This window comes from Streptomyces sp. NPDC088762 (assembly GCF_044750905.1).
Taxonomy (GTDB): Bacteria; Actinomycetota; Actinomycetes; order Streptomycetales; family Streptomycetaceae; genus Streptomyces.
Genome location: NZ_JBIVKT010000011.1, coordinates 62,951 through 78,708, shown reverse-complemented (window position 1 = coordinate 78,708; position 15,758 = coordinate 62,951). Strand labels below are relative to the sequence as shown.

15 protein-coding genes are annotated in these 15,758 nt (G+C 72.6%); 7 read left to right on the top strand and 8 right to left on the bottom strand.

The genetic code is table 11. The features are described from left to right. Position 1: 1 nt before the first annotated feature. The 3 genes from ACIP5M_RS23650 to ACIP5M_RS23640 all read right to left on the bottom strand — a co-directional run bounded on the left by ACIP5M_RS23650 (position 2) and on the right by ACIP5M_RS23640 (position 1,495). Positions 2-850, bottom strand: coding sequence for a hypothetical protein (locus ACIP5M_RS23650; protein ID WP_401200145.1), 849 nt, complete (start codon positions 848-850; stop codon positions 2-4). Between the two features lie 163 nt (positions 851-1,013). After that, positions 1,014-1,292, bottom strand: a complete 279-nt coding sequence (locus tag ACIP5M_RS23645; protein WP_401200143.1) for a hypothetical protein — start codon at positions 1,290-1,292, stop codon at positions 1,014-1,016. A gap of 5 nt (positions 1,293-1,297) precedes the next feature. Beyond that, positions 1,298-1,495, bottom strand: coding sequence for a hypothetical protein (locus ACIP5M_RS23640; protein WP_401200140.1), 198 nt, complete (start codon positions 1,493-1,495; stop codon positions 1,298-1,300). A 266-nt stretch (positions 1,496-1,761) separates the two neighbouring features. Here ACIP5M_RS23640 and ACIP5M_RS23635 point away from each other — a divergent pair, with 266 nt between their 5' ends. Then, positions 1,762-2,748, top strand: coding sequence for a LuxR C-terminal-related transcriptional regulator (locus ACIP5M_RS23635; RefSeq protein ID WP_401200138.1), 987 nt, complete (start codon positions 1,762-1,764; stop codon positions 2,746-2,748). Between the two features lie 130 nt (positions 2,749-2,878). Here the strand turns inward: ACIP5M_RS23635 and ACIP5M_RS23630 are convergent, their stop codons facing one another. From ACIP5M_RS23630 to ACIP5M_RS23620, 3 genes are all read right to left on the bottom strand, one after another. Continuing rightward, positions 2,879-4,534, bottom strand: coding sequence for a transporter (locus ACIP5M_RS23630; protein WP_401200135.1), 1,656 nt, complete (start codon positions 4,532-4,534; stop codon positions 2,879-2,881). After that, entirely contained in the window at positions 4,531-5,382 is an 852-nt protein-coding gene (locus tag ACIP5M_RS23625) for an ABC transporter ATP-binding protein (RefSeq protein ID WP_401200133.1), read from the bottom strand. The genes ACIP5M_RS23630 and ACIP5M_RS23625 overlap by 4 nt, the downstream gene beginning before the upstream one ends. A 136-nt stretch (positions 5,383-5,518) precedes the next feature. Then, positions 5,519-6,205, bottom strand: coding sequence for a bifunctional DNA primase/polymerase (locus tag ACIP5M_RS23620; RefSeq protein WP_401200130.1), 687 nt, complete (start codon positions 6,203-6,205; stop codon positions 5,519-5,521). A 214-nt stretch (positions 6,206-6,419) separates the two neighbouring features. Between ACIP5M_RS23620 and ACIP5M_RS23615 the strand changes: the two genes are divergently transcribed. Beyond that, positions 6,420-7,802 (top strand): transcriptional regulator, encoded by a 1,383-nt coding sequence (locus ACIP5M_RS23615; RefSeq protein ID WP_401200127.1) that lies wholly within the window; start codon positions 6,420-6,422, stop codon positions 7,800-7,802. A gap of 214 nt (positions 7,803-8,016) precedes the next feature. Next, positions 8,017-9,417 carry a hypothetical protein gene (locus ACIP5M_RS23610; RefSeq protein WP_401200125.1) on the top strand — a complete coding sequence of 467 codons (1,401 nt, stop codon included), beginning with the start codon at positions 8,017-8,019 and terminating at the stop codon, positions 9,415-9,417. Between the two features lie 43 nt (positions 9,418-9,460). On the opposite strand, the gene ACIP5M_RS23605 is transcribed toward ACIP5M_RS23610, so the two are convergent. Further along, on the bottom strand, positions 9,461-10,735 hold the full coding sequence (locus tag ACIP5M_RS23605; RefSeq protein WP_401200122.1) for an ABC transporter substrate-binding protein: 1,275 nt from the start codon (positions 10,733-10,735) through the stop codon (positions 9,461-9,463). 208 nt (positions 10,736-10,943) lie between these two features. Here ACIP5M_RS23605 and ACIP5M_RS23600 point away from each other — a divergent pair, with 208 nt between their 5' ends. Together ACIP5M_RS23600 and purU are read left to right on the top strand one after the other, a co-directional pair. Then, positions 10,944-11,390 (top strand): hypothetical protein, encoded by a 447-nt coding sequence (locus tag ACIP5M_RS23600; RefSeq protein WP_401200638.1) that lies wholly within the window; start codon positions 10,944-10,946, stop codon positions 11,388-11,390. A gap of 14 nt (positions 11,391-11,404) precedes the next feature. Then, positions 11,405-12,301 (top strand): formyltetrahydrofolate deformylase, encoded by an 897-nt coding sequence (gene purU / locus ACIP5M_RS23595; protein WP_401200120.1) that lies wholly within the window; start codon positions 11,405-11,407, stop codon positions 12,299-12,301. Between the two features lie 256 nt (positions 12,302-12,557). On the opposite strand, the gene ACIP5M_RS23590 is transcribed toward purU, so the two are convergent. After that, entirely contained in the window at positions 12,558-13,076 is a 519-nt protein-coding gene (locus ACIP5M_RS23590) for an EF-hand domain-containing protein (RefSeq protein ID WP_401200118.1), read from the bottom strand. Positions 13,077-13,376: 300 nt separating this feature from the next. Between ACIP5M_RS23590 and ACIP5M_RS23585 the strand changes: the two genes are divergently transcribed. After that, positions 13,377-13,940 (top strand): sigma-70 family RNA polymerase sigma factor, encoded by a 564-nt coding sequence (locus tag ACIP5M_RS23585; RefSeq protein ID WP_401200115.1) that lies wholly within the window; start codon positions 13,377-13,379, stop codon positions 13,938-13,940. After that, on the top strand, positions 13,937-15,193 hold the full coding sequence (locus ACIP5M_RS23580; RefSeq protein ID WP_401200112.1) for a zf-HC2 domain-containing protein: 1,257 nt from the start codon (positions 13,937-13,939) through the stop codon (positions 15,191-15,193). Before ACIP5M_RS23585 ends, ACIP5M_RS23580 begins: the two co-directional genes overlap by 4 nt. Positions 15,194-15,758: the final 565 nt, after the last annotated feature.

Sequence of the window (15,758 nt, the reverse complement as noted above, 5' to 3'; positions counted from 1 at the left end):
GTCAACCGGCGAGCATGGCCAGCACGGAGGCGTCCGAGCGGGGGTCGTAGGACGCCGGTGCGGCGGAGTCCCATTCGTCGAAGCTGAGGAGCGTCAGTACGGCGCCGCGCTGGACCACGTAGATGTGGTTGGTCTGGGGGCCGGCCGCTGAGATGCCCTGAACCGCGTCCCAACGACGGGACCAAGCTCGGCCGTTGTCGATCGAGGCCGTTGGCGAGACCGCGGCGTCGGGGGTGAGTCGGTACTGCTTCTGCAGTGCCTGGCTGGTCTGGGCGCAGGAGTTCATGCCGTCGAGGACCTTCTGGTATCCGGCCTTCGCCGCCGCCTCGTCCTTGAACGAGAGGGAGTTCTGGATCGCAGGGGTCTTGTGCGAGCTGATGAAGGCCTGCTGCCGCCAGTTGGTGGCGCCCGGCACCGAGACGCACTCGTTGAGCTGGAAGTCCTGGGTGAGTGGCTGGGTGAGGGCGGGTCCCAGCTCCTTCCACTTCTGCTGGGCGTTGTCGGGGAGCTGGGCCGGCTCCACTTGCTCGGCCTCCAGGGCCGCGACGACGACACCGCCGCCCTTGCCCGCCTTGGAGCCCGTGCCCCCCTCGCCTTTGGACGCGGTCTTTTCGTCCGGCTTCGGGGAGGCGGGCTCCTTGGCCGGCGGCGGTGCGCTCGTCGGCGGTGCGCCCGCCGGTGAAGAGGGCGCCTGAGTGGCGGTCGGGGCCTCGTGGGCCGCCGCGGCCGCCGTGCCCGACGACGCGGGGGTGTCGGCCCGGCCGCAACCGGTGGTCGCCACGGCTGCCGCACAGACGGCCACGGCCACCGAGACGGCAGTGAGAGTGGATCGGTTCGATCGGCTGGGCATGACGGCTCCCGGTGTGGTCAAGGGCGGGACGGAAGGAAGGTCTGAGGGAGGAGGAGAGGAGTACGGCCGGTTACTGGCTAGTTAAATCGCCAGCCTGCCGAAGGCTTCGCCACCGCGGAGAGGGCAGAGACGGGAGGGGAAGCCAAAGGGGGAGCAGGGAAGTTCAGGGAAGTTCAGGGGGGAGGATGCCGAAGCCGTGCCGGGCGACCGGCCGGCCCACGCGGTCGAGCAGGGCGCGCATCTGGGCCACCGCTGAGGCGTCGGACGGGGCGCGGACGAACAGGTAGATGTCCAGTCCGTGCGGGGCGGGTCGAGCTCGTACGTGCTCCAGGCCGTCGGAGGGCCTGGCGTGCGCCCAGAGCAGGTCCTGGATGAGAGGGGCCGCGCTCGTCGGGGCGGTGTCGGCGGATGTACGGGCCAAGTGGCCCAGGACCACCCGCATGAGAGTCAGTCCCAGCTGATGACCTGGGAACCGGTCCCGGCCGCGTCGACAGCGTCCCAGCCGATGACGCCGGGTCCGGCCGCGCGGACCGTGTCCCAGCCGATGACGCCCGGTCCGCCCGTGGGCTGGGCGGTGAATGCGACGGTGGCGGACAGGAGGGCGGTGAGGCCGGCAGCGGCGAGCAGGTGGGCAGTGCGAGACACGGAATCTCCTGGGTGTGTGGCGGGTTTGCGGCGAGAACGGATCGGGCGCGCTGCACCGGCCGGCCTTTCGGCCCTGGCCTCGGGTGGGACGTGCGCCCCGCCGGCCGGTGATCACTATCTTGCTGGCGCACCCACCCCGTCGGAAGGGATCACGGATGGCACCAAGGAGTCAGGCACCTTGAGGACACCAAACCCCGAGTTGGCGATTAAGATCGCCACCACAGGGGGTTGAGCAGCACAAGCGTTTGACGGAGGGGAGCTGACCGGTGCTGGAAGTGTTGGGACTGGACGCACAGATGGAGACCGTCTACCGGGGGATCCTGCGGCAGCCGGCCGGGGGAGTGGACGAACTCGCGCAGCGGATGGGCCTCACCGAGACCCAGGTGAGGCAGGGGCTGGACCAACTCGTCGACCTGGGACTGCTCGCACCGTCCCGCGAGACCGCGGGCGGACTGCGTCCCGTCAGCCCTGAAGCCGGCTTGGAGCAGCTGCTCCGCCGCCAGGAGGAGGACTTGGCGCGCCGGCAGCACGAGCTGGCCATCGGCAAGGCTGCCGCCGCCCGCGCCATCGCCGCGTACGCGGACCTGAGGCCCAACACCGAGGTCGACGGTGCCGAACGCCTCGTCGGGCTCGACGCCATCCAGTCCCGGCTGGAGGTCCTCACGCGGGGGCTGAGACGTGAGTGCCTCTCGATCATGCCGGGAGGCGCCCAGTCCCAGGCGAGCCTGGACGCCTCCCGGCCCCTGGACGAGGCGGCACTGGAACGCGGGATCGAGGCGCGCGCCGTCTACCAGGACAGCGTCAGAAACGACCCGGCCACCCTCGCGTACGCGCAGTGGACCACCGAGAAGGGCGGAGAGGTGCGGACCAGTCCCGTGCTGCCGCCCCGGCTGCTGGTCTTCGACCGTACGACCGCCGTCGTCCCGATCGACCCGGAAAACTCACGCCTCGGTGCCCTGTGCACCTCGGCGCCCGGCATCGTGGCCGCGCTGGTCATCCTCTTCGAGCAGACGTGGGAGACCGCCGTCCCCCTCGGCGCGGCCCGCAAGCGGGCGCCGGAGGAAGGCATCACCAGGGAGGAACGCGAACTCCTCAAGCTGCTGGCCTCCGGAATGACCGACGAGGCCGCAGGCAAGCGCCTCGGTGTCTCGCTGCGCACCGTGCGCCGCCAGATGTCGGCGCTGATGGAACGCCTCGAAGCGACCAGCCGCTTCGAGGCCGGCCTCAAGGCCGCCCACCGGGGCTGGCTCTGACCGAACCTGAGTGCCGAGCGGTGCCAACGGGCTGTCAGCGGGGTCTTCGGGTTCTGTCGGCGGGTCCCTCCGTCAACAGGCCGGCCCGCCCTCTCCACGCGGGAGGGCGGGCCGGCCTGTGCGGGGTCCCTCAGCCCTTGCTCACCGCCAGGAGGATCTCCGGGAGTTTGCGGGCCACCGTCGGGGCCGACAGGCGCAGGCCCGTCCAGGTGGCCAGGGTGCCCCAGGCCACGCCCAGGGGGAGCAGCAGCCAGGACATGTCCTGGTGGTCGGCCACGTTGAGCCAGATCGTCAGGGCGATCAGCGGGGCGCAGATGACCGCCGAGGCGAGCATGCCGCCGAAGATGCCCATCCAGGCGAGCCCGGCCTGCCCGGGGACGACGTTCTTGAACGCGCCCTCCGTCGGGATCGAGTACGGGTAGCGGGCCGAGGCGAGGGCGCCCGTGCAGAGCATCGAGCCCAGCAGGGCCAGGGCGAGGCCCAGCGCCCCCGCGAAGCCCGGCCAGTCGTTCAGCAGGGCGGCCGTGACCGCCGTGACCAGCACGGTGTACGGGACGGTGACCAGGGCCAGCGCGCCGGCCCGGGCGCGCAGTTCGACGTACGCCTCGCGCGGCGTGGAGATGGTCTGGGCGACCATCCAGAAGGCCGAGGTGTCCTGCCCGAACTGGTTGTACATCTGGACGCCGAGCATGCCGGTGCCGAAGCAGGCGAAGTAGAGGGAGCCCGTGCCCTGGAGGGCGTTGAACACCGGGACGATCAGGCCGATCGCCAGCGCGGTCACCCAGGCCGACTTCGTCTTCGGGTCGCGTACGACGTAGCGCAGGGTGCGCTGCATGGCCGCGCCGGTCCGGCCGCCCGGGAGGAGGGCCCAAAGCCCGGCCTCGCCCCTGCCGCGGTCCTTCTCGGGCCTGGCGGCCGCGAGGGTCGAGCCGTCGGGGGTGACCATCAGCTTGGTCAGGCTGCGCTCCCAGAACCAGAGCAGGCCGGCCAGTGCGGCCAGTGTCAGGGCGAGTTGGGCGGCCGCGATGCCGTACGAGCCCTCGCTCGCCGAGTCCACCATGCCCACCGCCGTGGCCGGAGGCAGCCACCGGACGACCGCCTCCACCGGCTCCAGCTGGGTGAGGCCGCCCGCCTGGAACAGGCGCTGGCTGGCGAAGTTGGCCACCTGCGCGCCGACCGCGATCAGCAGGCCGCTCAGCAGCGCCAGGTCACGCCCCTTGCGGCTGGTCAGCAGCCGCACGTTCGCCGTGGCCACGGCGCGGGCCAGGGTCACACAGCCGAGGATGAGGAGGGGCACCGCCACCACCGCCGCGGCGATGCCCGCGGTGCCCCGCGCGACCGCCAGCACCGAGCCGACGGCCAGGCACAGCGTGAACAGCGGCCCGATGCCGACCAGCGAGGCGGCGAGCAGGGCCCGTACGAGAGGACGCGGCCGCAGCGGCAGCATGACCAGCCGGCTCGGGTCGAGGGTCTCGTCGCCGGTCGGGAAGAACAGCGGCATGACGGTCCAGCTCAGCGCCAGGATCGCGGCCATCAGCACGACGACCGTGCCCGCGTGGGTGTGCCCGCGCAGCAGGGCCAGGCCGAGCGTGACGAAGAAGCCGACCACGAGGACGAAGACCAGCGAGGTGATCCAGACGGCCTTGCGCTTCGAGGAGCCCTTGAGGCCGTTGCGCAGCAGCGACAGCTTGAGCCGTACGAAGAGCGAGGTCAGTGGTACGTGAGGGGCGGATGCGGCGGAAGTGGCAGGAGCGGCGGTGGGCGCAGTGCCGGCCGTGGCGGTCATCGCGCGCCCGCCCCGGCAGTCCCGGAGCCGCCGCCCAGCCATTCCAGGGAGTCCCCGGCCGCGTCGCGCCCGTGCGCGCCGACCAGTTCGAGGAAGGCCGCCTGGAGGGAGGGCGCGGAGCCCCGTACGTCGGCCAGCGGACCGGCGGCGCGGATGCGTCCGGCGGCCATGACGGCCACCCAGTCGCAGAGCGACTCGACGAGCTCCATCACGTGGGAGGAGAAGACGACCGTGGCGCCGGACGCGGTGTAACGTTCCAGCACCCCGCGGATGGTCTGGGCCGACACCGGGTCCACGCCCTCGAACGGCTCGTCCAGGAAGAGCACTTCGGGGTTGTGCAGCAGCGCCGCGGCCAGGCCGATCTTCTTCCGCATGCCCGTCGAGTAGTCCACGACCAGCTTGTGCTGCGAGCCCGCCAGGTCCAGGACGTCCAGCAGTTGCGTCGCCCGCTTGTCGGTCTCCTCGCCCGGCAGCCCGCGCAAACGGCCCATGTAGCCGAGCAGTTCGCGCCCCGACAGGCGCTCGAAGAGCCGCAGCCCCTCCGGCAGCACGCCGATCCGCGACTTCACCTCCGCCGGGTCCGCCCACACGTCGTGCCCGGCGACGATCACGCGGCCCATGTCCGGGCGCAGCAGCCCGGTCACCATCGACAGCGTCGTCGTCTTGCCCGCCCCGTTCGGGCCGACCAGGCCGATGAACTTGCCCGCGGGCAGCTCCAGATCGATCCCGCCGACGGCCACCTGCTCGCCGAAGCGCTTCCACAGACCTTCCACCCGCACGGCGGACGGCGCGGATCGCGCGCCACCCGTCCCGTACGTCCCGCCCGTCGCATCACCCTGGTCCGGCATGCGCCTGCCTCTCATTACGTCCCCGTTGGTCGTTCTTTCCTCACCATAGGAGGCGGGGGAGAGGCCTGAGCAGTTACTTATGTCATGGGTTTCCGGTCAGTAATGTCCCGCGGAACCCCCCTGGCCGCGGGCCGCGTCAGCCCTGGCGCCGCTTGCGCTCCGCCGCCGCCTCGCTGCCGCACGCGTACGCCAGTGCGTCGATGAGCTCCTCCGTGTCCGGCAGCCACCGGTTCGCCGGCGTGGGCCGCCGCGCCCACTGGACCGCGCCCCGGCCGCCGAAGCGGGTGGGCGGGGCGGCCACGTACTCGCCCTCGCCGCGCGCCGTCAGGTCGAGCGCGGACGGGACCCAGCCCAGCTTGCGCACCAGGTCCGGCACCTTGGCCCCGGCGCCCGGCAGGACGAAGAACAGCATCCGGTGGTCGGGCGTGAGGGTGACCGGCCCGATCGTGCGCTCCATCCGCTCCAGCCGCGCCAGTGCCAGGAACCCGGCGGAGTCCGGCACGTCCAGCGCGTCGAACGTGCGGCCCGTCGGCATCAGGATCGAGGCCTCCGGGCGCTTCGACCAGATCCGCCGGACCTGCACCGCGCTGCCCGTGGCATGCGCCGCCCAGTCCTTCACCGCCGGGTGCGCCCCGGGCGCCGCGCAGTCCTCCGCCCCGCAGGAGCACAGCTCCCGCCCGTCCGCGGGCTCCAGCCAGGTGCCGGCGAAGACGTCCCAGTGCCGTTCTTCCGCGTACCGCACGGCATGGTCCAGCAGCAGTTCGCCGCGCTGCTTGGGGATGGGTGCGGTCTCCGTGACTCCGATGGTCTCTTCCACGCCCATCACAACTCCCCGGTTCACCCGGGGTTACGGGCGTAAACCAGCCGGCGGGCGGAGCATCGATCCTGCACACGGGGCGCATCGGAGCACGCACGGGGGCGCGTAGGAGGCCGGGGCGCTGGAGTTGGGTAGCGACACGACGCAGAGCGGAAGATTCTCCGCACATCAGGCGGGAAGTGATCATTCCAACGATCACCCGCGGCCTCAGGGGGTTTTCATGGCAGCCAGGCCTCTCGTCGCCCGCCAGCCGAACGAACGGCTGCAGGCGCTCATCCAGGAAGCCGGGTGCTCCAACGCCGGGCTCGCCCGGCGCGTCAACATGTGCGGGGCGGAACACGGTCTCGACCTGCGCTACGACAAGACCTCCGTGGCCCGCTGGCTGCGCGGCCAGCAGCCACGTGGCCGGGCCCCCGGCATCATCGCCGAGGCGCTCGGGCGCAAACTCGGCCGGACCGTCACCATCGACGAGATCGGCATGGCCAACGGCAAGAACCTCGCCTCCGGCGTCGGCCTCCAGTTCTCCCCGACCGTCATCGGCGCCATCGAGCAGGTCTGCGAGCTGTGGCGCAGCGACGTCGGCCGGCGCGACTTCCTGGCCGGATCGAGCGTGGCCGCCTCCGCGCTCGTCGAACCGAGCCGCGACTGGCTGATCACCGGGGCCGACACGCAGGTGGCGCGCACCGGCGGCTCACGGGTGGGCATGTCCGACGTCGACGCGGTACGGGCGACCACCGAGGCGCTGAAGGACCTCGACCACCGTTTCGGCAGCGGGCACGTGCGGCCGGTCGTCGTGCACTACCTCAACTCGGTCGTGTCGGGGCTGATCGGCGGCTCCTACCGGGAACCGGTGGGGCGGGCGCTGTTCGCGGCCGTGGCCCGGCTGACCGAGCTCGCGGGCTACATGGCGGTCGACACCGGCCAGCCGGGCCTGGCGCAGCGCTACTACATCCAGGCGCTGCGGCTGGCCCAGGCGGCCGGCGACCGGGCGTACGGCGGCTACGTGCTCGCGGCGTCCATGAGCCACCTCGCCGCCGAGCTGGGCAACCCGCGGGAGATCGCGCAACTGGCGCGGGCCGCCCAGGAGGGCACCCGCGGGCAGGTCACCCCGCGGGTGGAGGCCATGTTCTACGCCGCCGAGGCGCGCGGGCACGCGCTGCTGGGGGACGCCCGGGCCACGGCGGTGCTGTCCTCCCGGGCCGTCACCGCGCTGGAGCGGGCGGAACCGGAATCGGGCGACGACCCGGTGTGGATCCGCCACTTCGACCAGGCGTACCTCGCCGACGAGCTGGCCCACTGCCACCGGGACCTGGGTCAGGCGGAGGCGGCCGGCAAGCGGGCGGAGGAGGCGCTACGGGGCCTGCCGGCGGGCAAGGCCCGCCGCCGGGCGATCGGGCTGCTGCTGCTGGCGGCGGCGCAGGTGCAGCAACGGGAGGTGGAACAGGCCTGCCAGACGGCTGCGCAGGCGGCGGACCTGCTGGGGGGGCTCCGCTCGAGCCGGGGCGCCGAGTACCTGGAGGACTTCCGGGCGCGGCTGGAGCCGTACCGGGAGGAGGCGGCGGTGCGGGAGTTCGGAGCACGCTTGGAGGTCCGGGTCGCGTAGGTGTCCCCCCGCGGCCCGGCGGCCCCACGGCGTCGGCGGCCCCGGCGGCCCCGGGCTCCCCGGGGCTCCGCCCCCGACCCCGCGCCGCACACGCCGGCGGGGCCGGGCCCGCCCGGCGGAAGGGGGCCGGGTGGGTCTGACGGGTGCCCTGGGTGACCAGGTAGCGTGAGCCGACGGTTCCGTAGGGTTCGGGCGAGTCGGAGAAGGAGTCCCGGTGACGGAGAGCGGACAAGGGGGCGCCCCCCAGCAGGGTGCCCCGTGGGGTCCGGCGTACCCGGAGCAGCCGCCGGCGCAGCCGGAGTACCAGCAGCACGGTGACCCGGCCCAGGGCCGGCCGCCGCAGGCGCAGGACGGCCCCGCCTACGGCTACCCGCACGCCTACCCGGCCGCGCCTGCCGCGCCGGGCGGGCCGGGGCACGTGGTGGGGCCCGGGTACGAGGGGCCGGGGGAGCCGCACGGCTACGGCTATCCGCCGCTGCCCGAGGCGGTCACCCAGTACATTCCGCCGGTCCCGGCCGCCCCCGGGGGCCACGGCGAGGCCGCCACGCAGTACGCCCCGCCGTTCCCCGCCGCTCCCACGGGCCACGACGACGCGGCCACGCAGTACATTCCCCCGGTGCCGGCCGCCCCCGCCGGGCAGGACGAGGCCGCGACCCAGTTCATACCGCCCGTGCCGGGTGCTCCGGCCGGACAGGACGAGGCGGCCACGCAGTACATCCCGCCCGTGTCGGCGGCTCCCGGGGCGCACCCGGCCGGGGCCGGGTTCGACGGGCTGTTCCGGGAGGACGACCCCGTCGGGCAGACCCGTCAACTGCCGCCGGTCCAGGAGCCCGTGCTGCGGCAGCAGGCGCCGCGGGCCTACCCGCCGCGGGCGGCGCAGGGGCCCGTACCGCCGCAGCAGATGCACCACCAGCCGCAGCTCCAGCCGCAGTACGCCCCGCCCCCGCCACCGCCGGAGGCGGCCCGCAAGGTGCCGGCCGGGATCATCGCCGCGGTGGTCATCGGCCTGGCCGTCGTCGGGCTGGGCGTCGGATCGCTGCTCGGCGACGGCAAACCGCAGAACAACGACCCGGGCGCGGTGTCCTCCTCTCCCGCCGCGAGCGGCGGCTCCGCCGCGTCCGCCGGCGAGGCTCCCGTGGATCCAGGCCGCCCGCAGGCCGTCCAGCTGGACAAGCTCCTCGCGGACAGCAACGACAGCCGGGCCTCGGTGATCAAGGCCGTGGACGACATCAAGAGCTGCAAGAACCTCGACCAGGCGGCCTCCGACCTGCGCGACGCGGCCCGCCAGCGCGAGGAGCTCGTCACCCGCCTCCAGGAGCTGAAGCTGGACCAGCTCCCGGACCACGCGCGGCTGAACGCGGCGCTCACCAAGGCCTGGCAGTCCTCCGCGGCCGCCGACAACAGCTACGCGGCCTGGGCGGACGACGTGGCCGCCGACAGGGGCGACAAGGGCGACAAGGGCTGCAAGGACGGCAGGGCGAAGAACAGCGACAACGCCGCCGACGGCAACAAGGCGAGCGGCGAGGCGACGAGGGCCAAGGAGTCGGCCGCGACCCTGTGGAACAACATCGCGACCAAGTACGGCCTCACCAAGCGCGACAAGTCGCAGCTGTGAGCGCCTGAGAAAGCCGTGCTTCCAGGCCCTGGGGGGACACCTCCTAGGCCGCTCGCGGAGCCTGTTCCAGGGTGGCCGTCATGTCCACGGGCTGCTCGCCCGGCTGGGCCACGAGGCGGCCGGACTGGACGATCTGGAAGCTGACCCGGCCATTGACCATGCGGGGGAAACCGGCGACGGCGCGCATGTCCTGGTAGCGCCAGCTCAGGTCCGGGGTGAGGCCCGCGGTCTGGACGGCCTGCGACTGGTTCAGTGTCCGCGCGACCTTGCCGGCGGTGATCTTTTCGCCCTCCTTGAAGCGCTTCACGATCTCGTTCAGCACCGTGTACGCGATCCAGGTGGTCTGCGTCCCGCTGTCGTCGGGGTCCACCGCGTCGTCGCCGAAGGCGAAGTCGCCGATCACCTTGCGCATCGGCTCCCAGAGCGGATCGGTGGACACCGGGTACCAACTGGTCAGGTACGCACCCTCGAAGGGGCTCTCCCGGCCGCCGGTGCGGTCCACCAGCGCCTGGCTGACACTGCCGAGCACGGAGGAGATCTGCGGCTTCCTGCTCTTGTCGTCGGCCCGGCGGAAGGCGTCGAAGAACGTCTCGGTGCGCTCGCCGAGCACCGCCGTCACGCAGCCCCGCTCCTTGCTCGAGGTGGCGTTGGCGAGGGCCTGGCGAGCCTGCGGCGCGAAGTCGGCGGAGTCCTCGGCGGCCCGGATGTCGGAGGCGTCGGCCATCTTGTTGGCGCGGAGCCCGGCGTTGAGCAGGACCGGCAGGGAGTCGCCCGCGAGGGTGTCGGGGCGGACCAGGGCGACCTGGCTGCAGGCGCGGCCGAGCTGGTGGCCGGCGCCGGCGAGGAGGACGGGCTGGCCGCCGTTGACGGGGTAGGAGAGGGTGGACTGGAACTCCTCGGAGGAGACCCCGTACCCGCCGATGAAGGGAATGCCCTCGGCCTCCAGCGGGGCCATGAAGGCGCGCCCGTGCTGGCTGTAGGAGCCGACGACGGCGACGGCCTTCTCGCTGACGGCCTTGCGGGCGCAGTCGGCGGCGCCGGCGGGGGTGTTCTTCTCGTTGCAGGTCACGACGCGCAGCCTGTGGCCGTTGATGCCGCCCTTGGAGTTCACCCAGCGCTCGTACGCCTTGGCCATGCCCGGCATTCCGGGCATGTTGGTCGCTTTGGTGTCTTCGGGGGCGAAGGTCATGACGGTGATGGTGTCCCCGGAGCCCCCCGGGCCTCCGGGGATCACCCCGCAACCGGCGACCAGACACGCACCCGCGGTCGTGGCCAGCAGGGTGCGGAGGAGGTGTGCGGTGCGTCGCCGATCGGTCATGTCCATGCACCATTCCGCCCCGCGGGGAACGGGAGAGTGAGGTGTACACAACATTCGGTGACGCCAGGGTGAATTGCCGGGGGGAATCTCTCCCTCCGTTTGTTCACCGGCGCCTGAAGATCGCCGAGAAGGGGAACGTACGATCGAGAACGTGACATTCGCCCAAGGTTCGAAGAACTCTTCCCGCCGCGGCGGCCGCTCCTCCACCATGGGCGGCATGCCCCTGAACGACATGCCGTGGTGGCGCTGGCGCAGCAACGTGCGCTCGGCGCTGCACATGCTCTCCGATCCGGCCTTCCACGAGGACACCTGGCTGGCCGGCGCCGAAGGGTACGGGGACGTCACCGACGCCGTGTACCGGATCGTCGAGGACACCTGGCTCGACAGCTGGTCGGCCGAGAAGTACGTCGGCACGATCTTCCGCGACTCCCAGGAGGCGGCCCTGGTCGACCTGGCCGTGCTGCGCGTGCTGCGCATCCTCCACCAGGTCGGCCCCGACGCCCCGGTCTCCGCCTACCTGGAGCACCACGCCTGGCCCGAGGCGGTGCGTGCGGCGCGCGAGGCCCACGTACGGCTGGCCACGGCGGACGGCGACGACCCGGACGCACGGCCGCGGTCGCTGGAAGTGTTGAGAATTCTCACCCGCACCGTGTGAAAAGCTGTGTTGTCATGAGCGAACCGCATCCCGAGGCCCAGGGCCGGACCCAGGCCCAGCAGCAGCCCCAGTACGTCCTCACCGTGTCCTGCCCCGACAAGCAGGGCATCGTGCACGCCGTATCGAGCTACCTCTTCATGACCGGCTGCAACATCGTGGACAGCCAGCAGTTCGGAGACCGGGAGACCGGGCTCTTCTTCATGCGGGTGCACTTCGAGGCCGAGCCGCCGGTGACCGTGGAGAAGCTCCGCGCCAGCTTCGCCGCGATCGGCGACTCGTTCAGGATGGACTGGCAGATCCACCGCTCCGAGGAGCGCATGCGGATCATCCTGATGGTGTCGAAGTTCGGCCACTGCCTCAACGACCTGCTGTTCCGCTCGCGGATCGGGGCCCTGCCGGTCGAGATCGCGGCCGTGGTGTCCAACCACACCGACTTCGCGGAGCTCGTGGCCTCGTACGACGTCCCGTTCGTGCACATCCCCGTGACGAAGGACACGAAGGCGGCGGCGGAGGCGCAGCTGCTGGAACTCGTGCGCTCCGAGAACGTCGAGCTGGTGGTGCTCGCTCGCTACATGCAGGTGCTGTCGGACAACCTGTGCAAGGAGCTGAGCGGGCGGATCATCAACATCCACCACTCGTTCCTGCCGAGCTTCAAGGGCGCGAAGCCGTACCACCAGGCGCACGCGCGGGGCGTGAAGCTGATCGGCGCGACCGCGCACTACGTGACGGCCGACCTCGACGAGGGGCCGATCATCGAGCAGGAGGTCGAGCGGGTCGGGCACGAGGTGACCCCGGACCAGCTGGTGGCCATCGGGCGGGACGTGGAGTGCCAGGCGCTGGCGCGGGCCGTGAAGTGGCACAGCGAGCACCGGGTGCTGCTGAACGGGTCCCGCACGGTGGTGTTCGCGTAGCCCAGCCGACCCCGGGCCACCGGGGCTCCGCCCCGTGCCCCGTGCCTCAAACGCCGGCGAGGCTGGAGTTGCCCGGTGTGGTCCGTGCGGGTGCGGCGCAAGGCCGCCGGGCCCGGCAGGCTGGACGGCAGCGGCCGAAATCAGCCCCGCCGGCGTTTGAGGCGCGGGCCCCGGGGCGGAGCCCCGGCAGCGGCGCTGCAGGCGCTTCATTCAGCCCCGCCGGTGTTTGAGGCGCGGGGCCCCCGGGGGCCGGCCGTCAGGCGTCCGGGGCTTCCACGCCGCAGTACGCCGCGAACGCCGTCAGGATGTCGTCCTCCGCGAGGCGGCCGTCGCCGTCGGGGTCCAGGGCCGCGGCGACCTGGGCCGCCAGCTCGGGGGCGGTGCCGAGGACGCGCAGGACGCGGGCGGCGGCCGCGGGAGTGGCGCCGGCGCCGTCCTCGTCCGCCACCGCGATCACCGCCCGCAGGAACGGCCGCGCGATCTCCGCGAACCGCTCCGGGTTGTCCCGCAGCCGCTTCGCCGCACCGGTGATGAACTCCTCGCGGGACACCCGCTGGTCACCGTCGACGTCGGCGATGCCGGCCATCCCCTGCCAGAACGCCTCCGCGCCCCCGAAGACGGCCTGGCCCTTGTCCGACCGGGCGGCGGTGCCGAATTCGGCCAGGACGGCCTTCGCGGCCGCGCTGAAGTCCTCCCGGTCGATATACCCGGACCCGTCCTGGTCGAAGGTGGCGAATCGGGCGGCGATCTTGCGCTCGTATTCTGCGCTGTCCATGTTCGGCGTTCCGCCTTCACGTGTGCGTGGGGTTCAGATCAAGACAAGGCAGGAGCGTAAGGCCTCCGTGGCCTGCGCGTTAAGCGAAGTGGTCAAGGAGGTGGCCGCATCGAACCAGCGCACGGGAAGCGCGGTGGGGCGCGTACGCCTGTACCCATGTGCCGTCCGGTGTACCGGGCTTCACGCCGCGCCACCCGACTATCACGCAGGGCTCACTTCCGGGGCGAGGTTCTCCCAAAACGGGCGCGCCGGGCCGGTTGCCGACTACATTCGATGCGTCGACACACGGCTGGGGGCAGTATGCCGAAGGACGTACCACCGCGCTGGGACCGCCGCATGCAGCAGCGCCTCGCACGCGGCGAGGCCGCCGCGCTCGGAGAGCTGTACGACCGCTTCGCCTCGCTCGTACACAGCCTGGCGCACCGGGTGCTGGGCGACGAGAAGGCCGCGGACCGGATCACGCGCGAAGTCTTCGGCTACATCTGGGAGAACCCGGACGCCTACGACCCCAAGCAGGGCTCCATGCGTTCCTGGGTCGCCCGGATCACCCAGGGTCAGGCGGTGGCCCGGCTGCGCCAGGCCGAGCTGGGCCGTGGCTCGCGCGAGGAGCTGGAGCAGAAGGTCCGCAGCGCCAACGCGGCCGCCCGCGCGGACTACATCGTCACCTCCATGCCCGCCCCGCTGCGCGCCGCGCTGGAACTCGCGTACTTCAAGCGGCGCGACTACCGGCAGGCCGCCGCCGACCTCCAGATCAGCGAGGACGAGGCGCGGCGCCGGCTGCGCCTGGGCCTCCAGCTGCTGTCGACCGCCAACGCCCTCCCGCAGGAGGACACCGCCCCGCCCGGATACGGAAGTACCCGATGAACGGCCCTGCCGAGTCGCACGACGACGGATACGAGCTGCCCGGCGGCCCGATGCGGATACCGGGCCCGCGCGGGGCCGCCGACGACCTCGACCCGCGGCACGCCCCCAAGCTTCCCCCGGCTGCCGCCGGGAGGGGCCCCCAGCCGCTGCCGCCGCCCTCGCACGCCGTACTGAAATCCCTGCTCGGCGCATGGGCGTTGGCCGCCTGCTCCGCCGAGGAGACGCAGGCGGTGGAGGAGCACCTGACCGAGTGCGCGCCCTGCGCGGAGGAGGCGCTGCGGCTGCGCGACGCGGTGGGGCTGCTGCATCCGGAGGAGACCCTCGACCTCAAACCGCTGCTGCGCTCGCGGGTGCTGGAGGACTGCCTGGGCAAGCGGCCGGCCCGCATTCCGGTGCCGGCGTGGGCGAACCCGTACGACACCGAGACCGCGCGGCTCGACGCCCTGCTCCAGGACTTCGGGGATTCGGAATGGCACACCCCGGTCCGCCTGAAGTGGTTCGAGGAGGAGCGGCGCAGGACGCACCGGACGACCGTGGCCGGGGTGATCGGGCACCTGCTGACCGTGGACGGGCTGATCGCCGGCGCGCTGGGGCTGGACGACCCGCTGGGTCCGGACGCACCGAAAGGCGGTCCGTCGGTACGCACCGAGCACTACTGGAACGCGTCGGCGTACCCGGCGACGCGGCGGGTCCGCGAGCCGTGGCGGGAGCAGGGGCACACGCTGGTGCGCACGGTGTCCTTCGCGGGCCGGGGCGTGGCCGAGCTGCAGGTGGACTACGGAGACTTCGCGCTGCCGCTGGGGGACGCCTTCCTGGAGCGGGCCTTCGAGTGCTGGGTGCACGCGTCGGACATCGCGGACGCGGTGGACTACCCGTACGAGCCGCCGTCCGGGCCGCACCTGCACGGCATGATCGACCTGGCGGCACGCCTGCTGCCCGGGGCGCTGGCCGCACGGCGCCGGGCGGGATTGGCCGCGCCCGCGCGGGGGCTGGTCGCGGCGGGTGCGCCGGGGCGGACGCTGCATCTGGAGATCGAGGGCGCGGGTGGCGGCGGCTGGGACATCGCACTGGACTCGCCGGCGGCGAAGCCGAGTCCCGACCGGACGGTGGCGGAGATCGCCCTGGACGGCATCGAGTTCTGCCAGCTGGCGGCCGGCCACATCGCCCCGGAGGACGCGGCGGCGGGCCAGCACGGCGACCGTGAGGCGATCCGGGACGTACTGTTCGCGGCGGCTTCGCTGAGTCGGATGTAGGGGGGCGGGGGGCTAGGGGCCACTCGGGGTGGCCCGGGTGTTCTCGTGGGGATGTTCTTTGTACGAGTTCACGCGCGTGCGGGGCCTTCACCCCCCTGGCTCCCCACCCCGGGTCGGGGGCTGCCCACCCGCCCCCCTCGGCAGCTGAGGTGCTCGGCACGTGGTGGGCAGGTGCCGGGTGCAGGTGCCACCCGCAAGCGGGAGCTTGCGGCGCTGGCGGTGGCTGGGTGGCGGGAGCCAGCTGCTCCGCACCAGAGAGGGTTTGGGGGTTTCCCGCCAGTCCCATAGTCCTTCCGGTGCGGGCCGGCCTGTCAAGGGCGCTCCCTGCGGTCGCGTCGCTTCGCGATGGCCTGCGGCCACCCTTGACAGACCGTCCCACCCCGGAAAGACAAGGACTGCCGGGAAGCCCCCAAAAGGACGCTCACCTTGCTCCAGGCTTCGGCGCCGGCGGCGGTCAGCGACCCTCGTGCCTCCCCCGAGACCCTGCACGCCCGCCCGGCGCCCATGACAGGCCGGTCCCGGTCGGGCCGACTGCCCAAGTTCCGCGTCAGATCGCTACGCGCTT

What these genes read in the sequence shown, in the direction of transcription:
- ACIP5M_RS23650 (WP_401200145.1), bottom strand. Translation starts at nt 850, where the DNA reads ATGCCCAGCCGATCGAACCGATCCACTCTCACTGCCGTCTCGGTGGCC.
- ACIP5M_RS23645 (WP_401200143.1), bottom strand. Translation starts at nt 1,292, where the DNA reads ATGCGGGTGGTCCTGGGCCACTTGGCCCGTACATCCGCCGACACCGCC.
- ACIP5M_RS23630 (WP_401200135.1), bottom strand. Translation starts at nt 4,534, where the DNA reads ATGACCGCCACGGCCGGCACTGCGCCCACCGCCGCTCCTGCCACTTCC.
- ACIP5M_RS23625 (WP_401200133.1), bottom strand. Translation starts at nt 5,382, where the DNA reads ATGCCGGACCAGGGTGATGCGACGGGCGGGACGTACGGGACGGGTGGC.
- ACIP5M_RS23620 (WP_401200130.1), bottom strand. Translation starts at nt 6,205, where the DNA reads ATGGGCGTGGAAGAGACCATCGGAGTCACGGAGACCGCACCCATCCCC.
- ACIP5M_RS23615 (WP_401200127.1), top strand. Translation starts at nt 6,420, where the DNA reads ATGGCAGCCAGGCCTCTCGTCGCCCGCCAGCCGAACGAACGGCTGCAG.
- ACIP5M_RS23605 (WP_401200122.1), bottom strand. Translation starts at nt 10,735, where the DNA reads ATGACCGATCGGCGACGCACCGCACACCTCCTCCGCACCCTGCTGGCC.
- ACIP5M_RS23600 (WP_401200638.1), top strand. Translation starts at nt 10,944, where the DNA reads ATGGGCGGCATGCCCCTGAACGACATGCCGTGGTGGCGCTGGCGCAGC.
- purU (WP_401200120.1), top strand. Translation starts at nt 11,405, where the DNA reads ATGAGCGAACCGCATCCCGAGGCCCAGGGCCGGACCCAGGCCCAGCAG.
- ACIP5M_RS23590 (WP_401200118.1), bottom strand. Translation starts at nt 13,076, where the DNA reads ATGGACAGCGCAGAATACGAGCGCAAGATCGCCGCCCGATTCGCCACC.
- ACIP5M_RS23585 (WP_401200115.1), top strand. Translation starts at nt 13,377, where the DNA reads ATGCCGAAGGACGTACCACCGCGCTGGGACCGCCGCATGCAGCAGCGC.
- ACIP5M_RS23580 (WP_401200112.1), top strand. Translation starts at nt 13,937, where the DNA reads ATGAACGGCCCTGCCGAGTCGCACGACGACGGATACGAGCTGCCCGGC.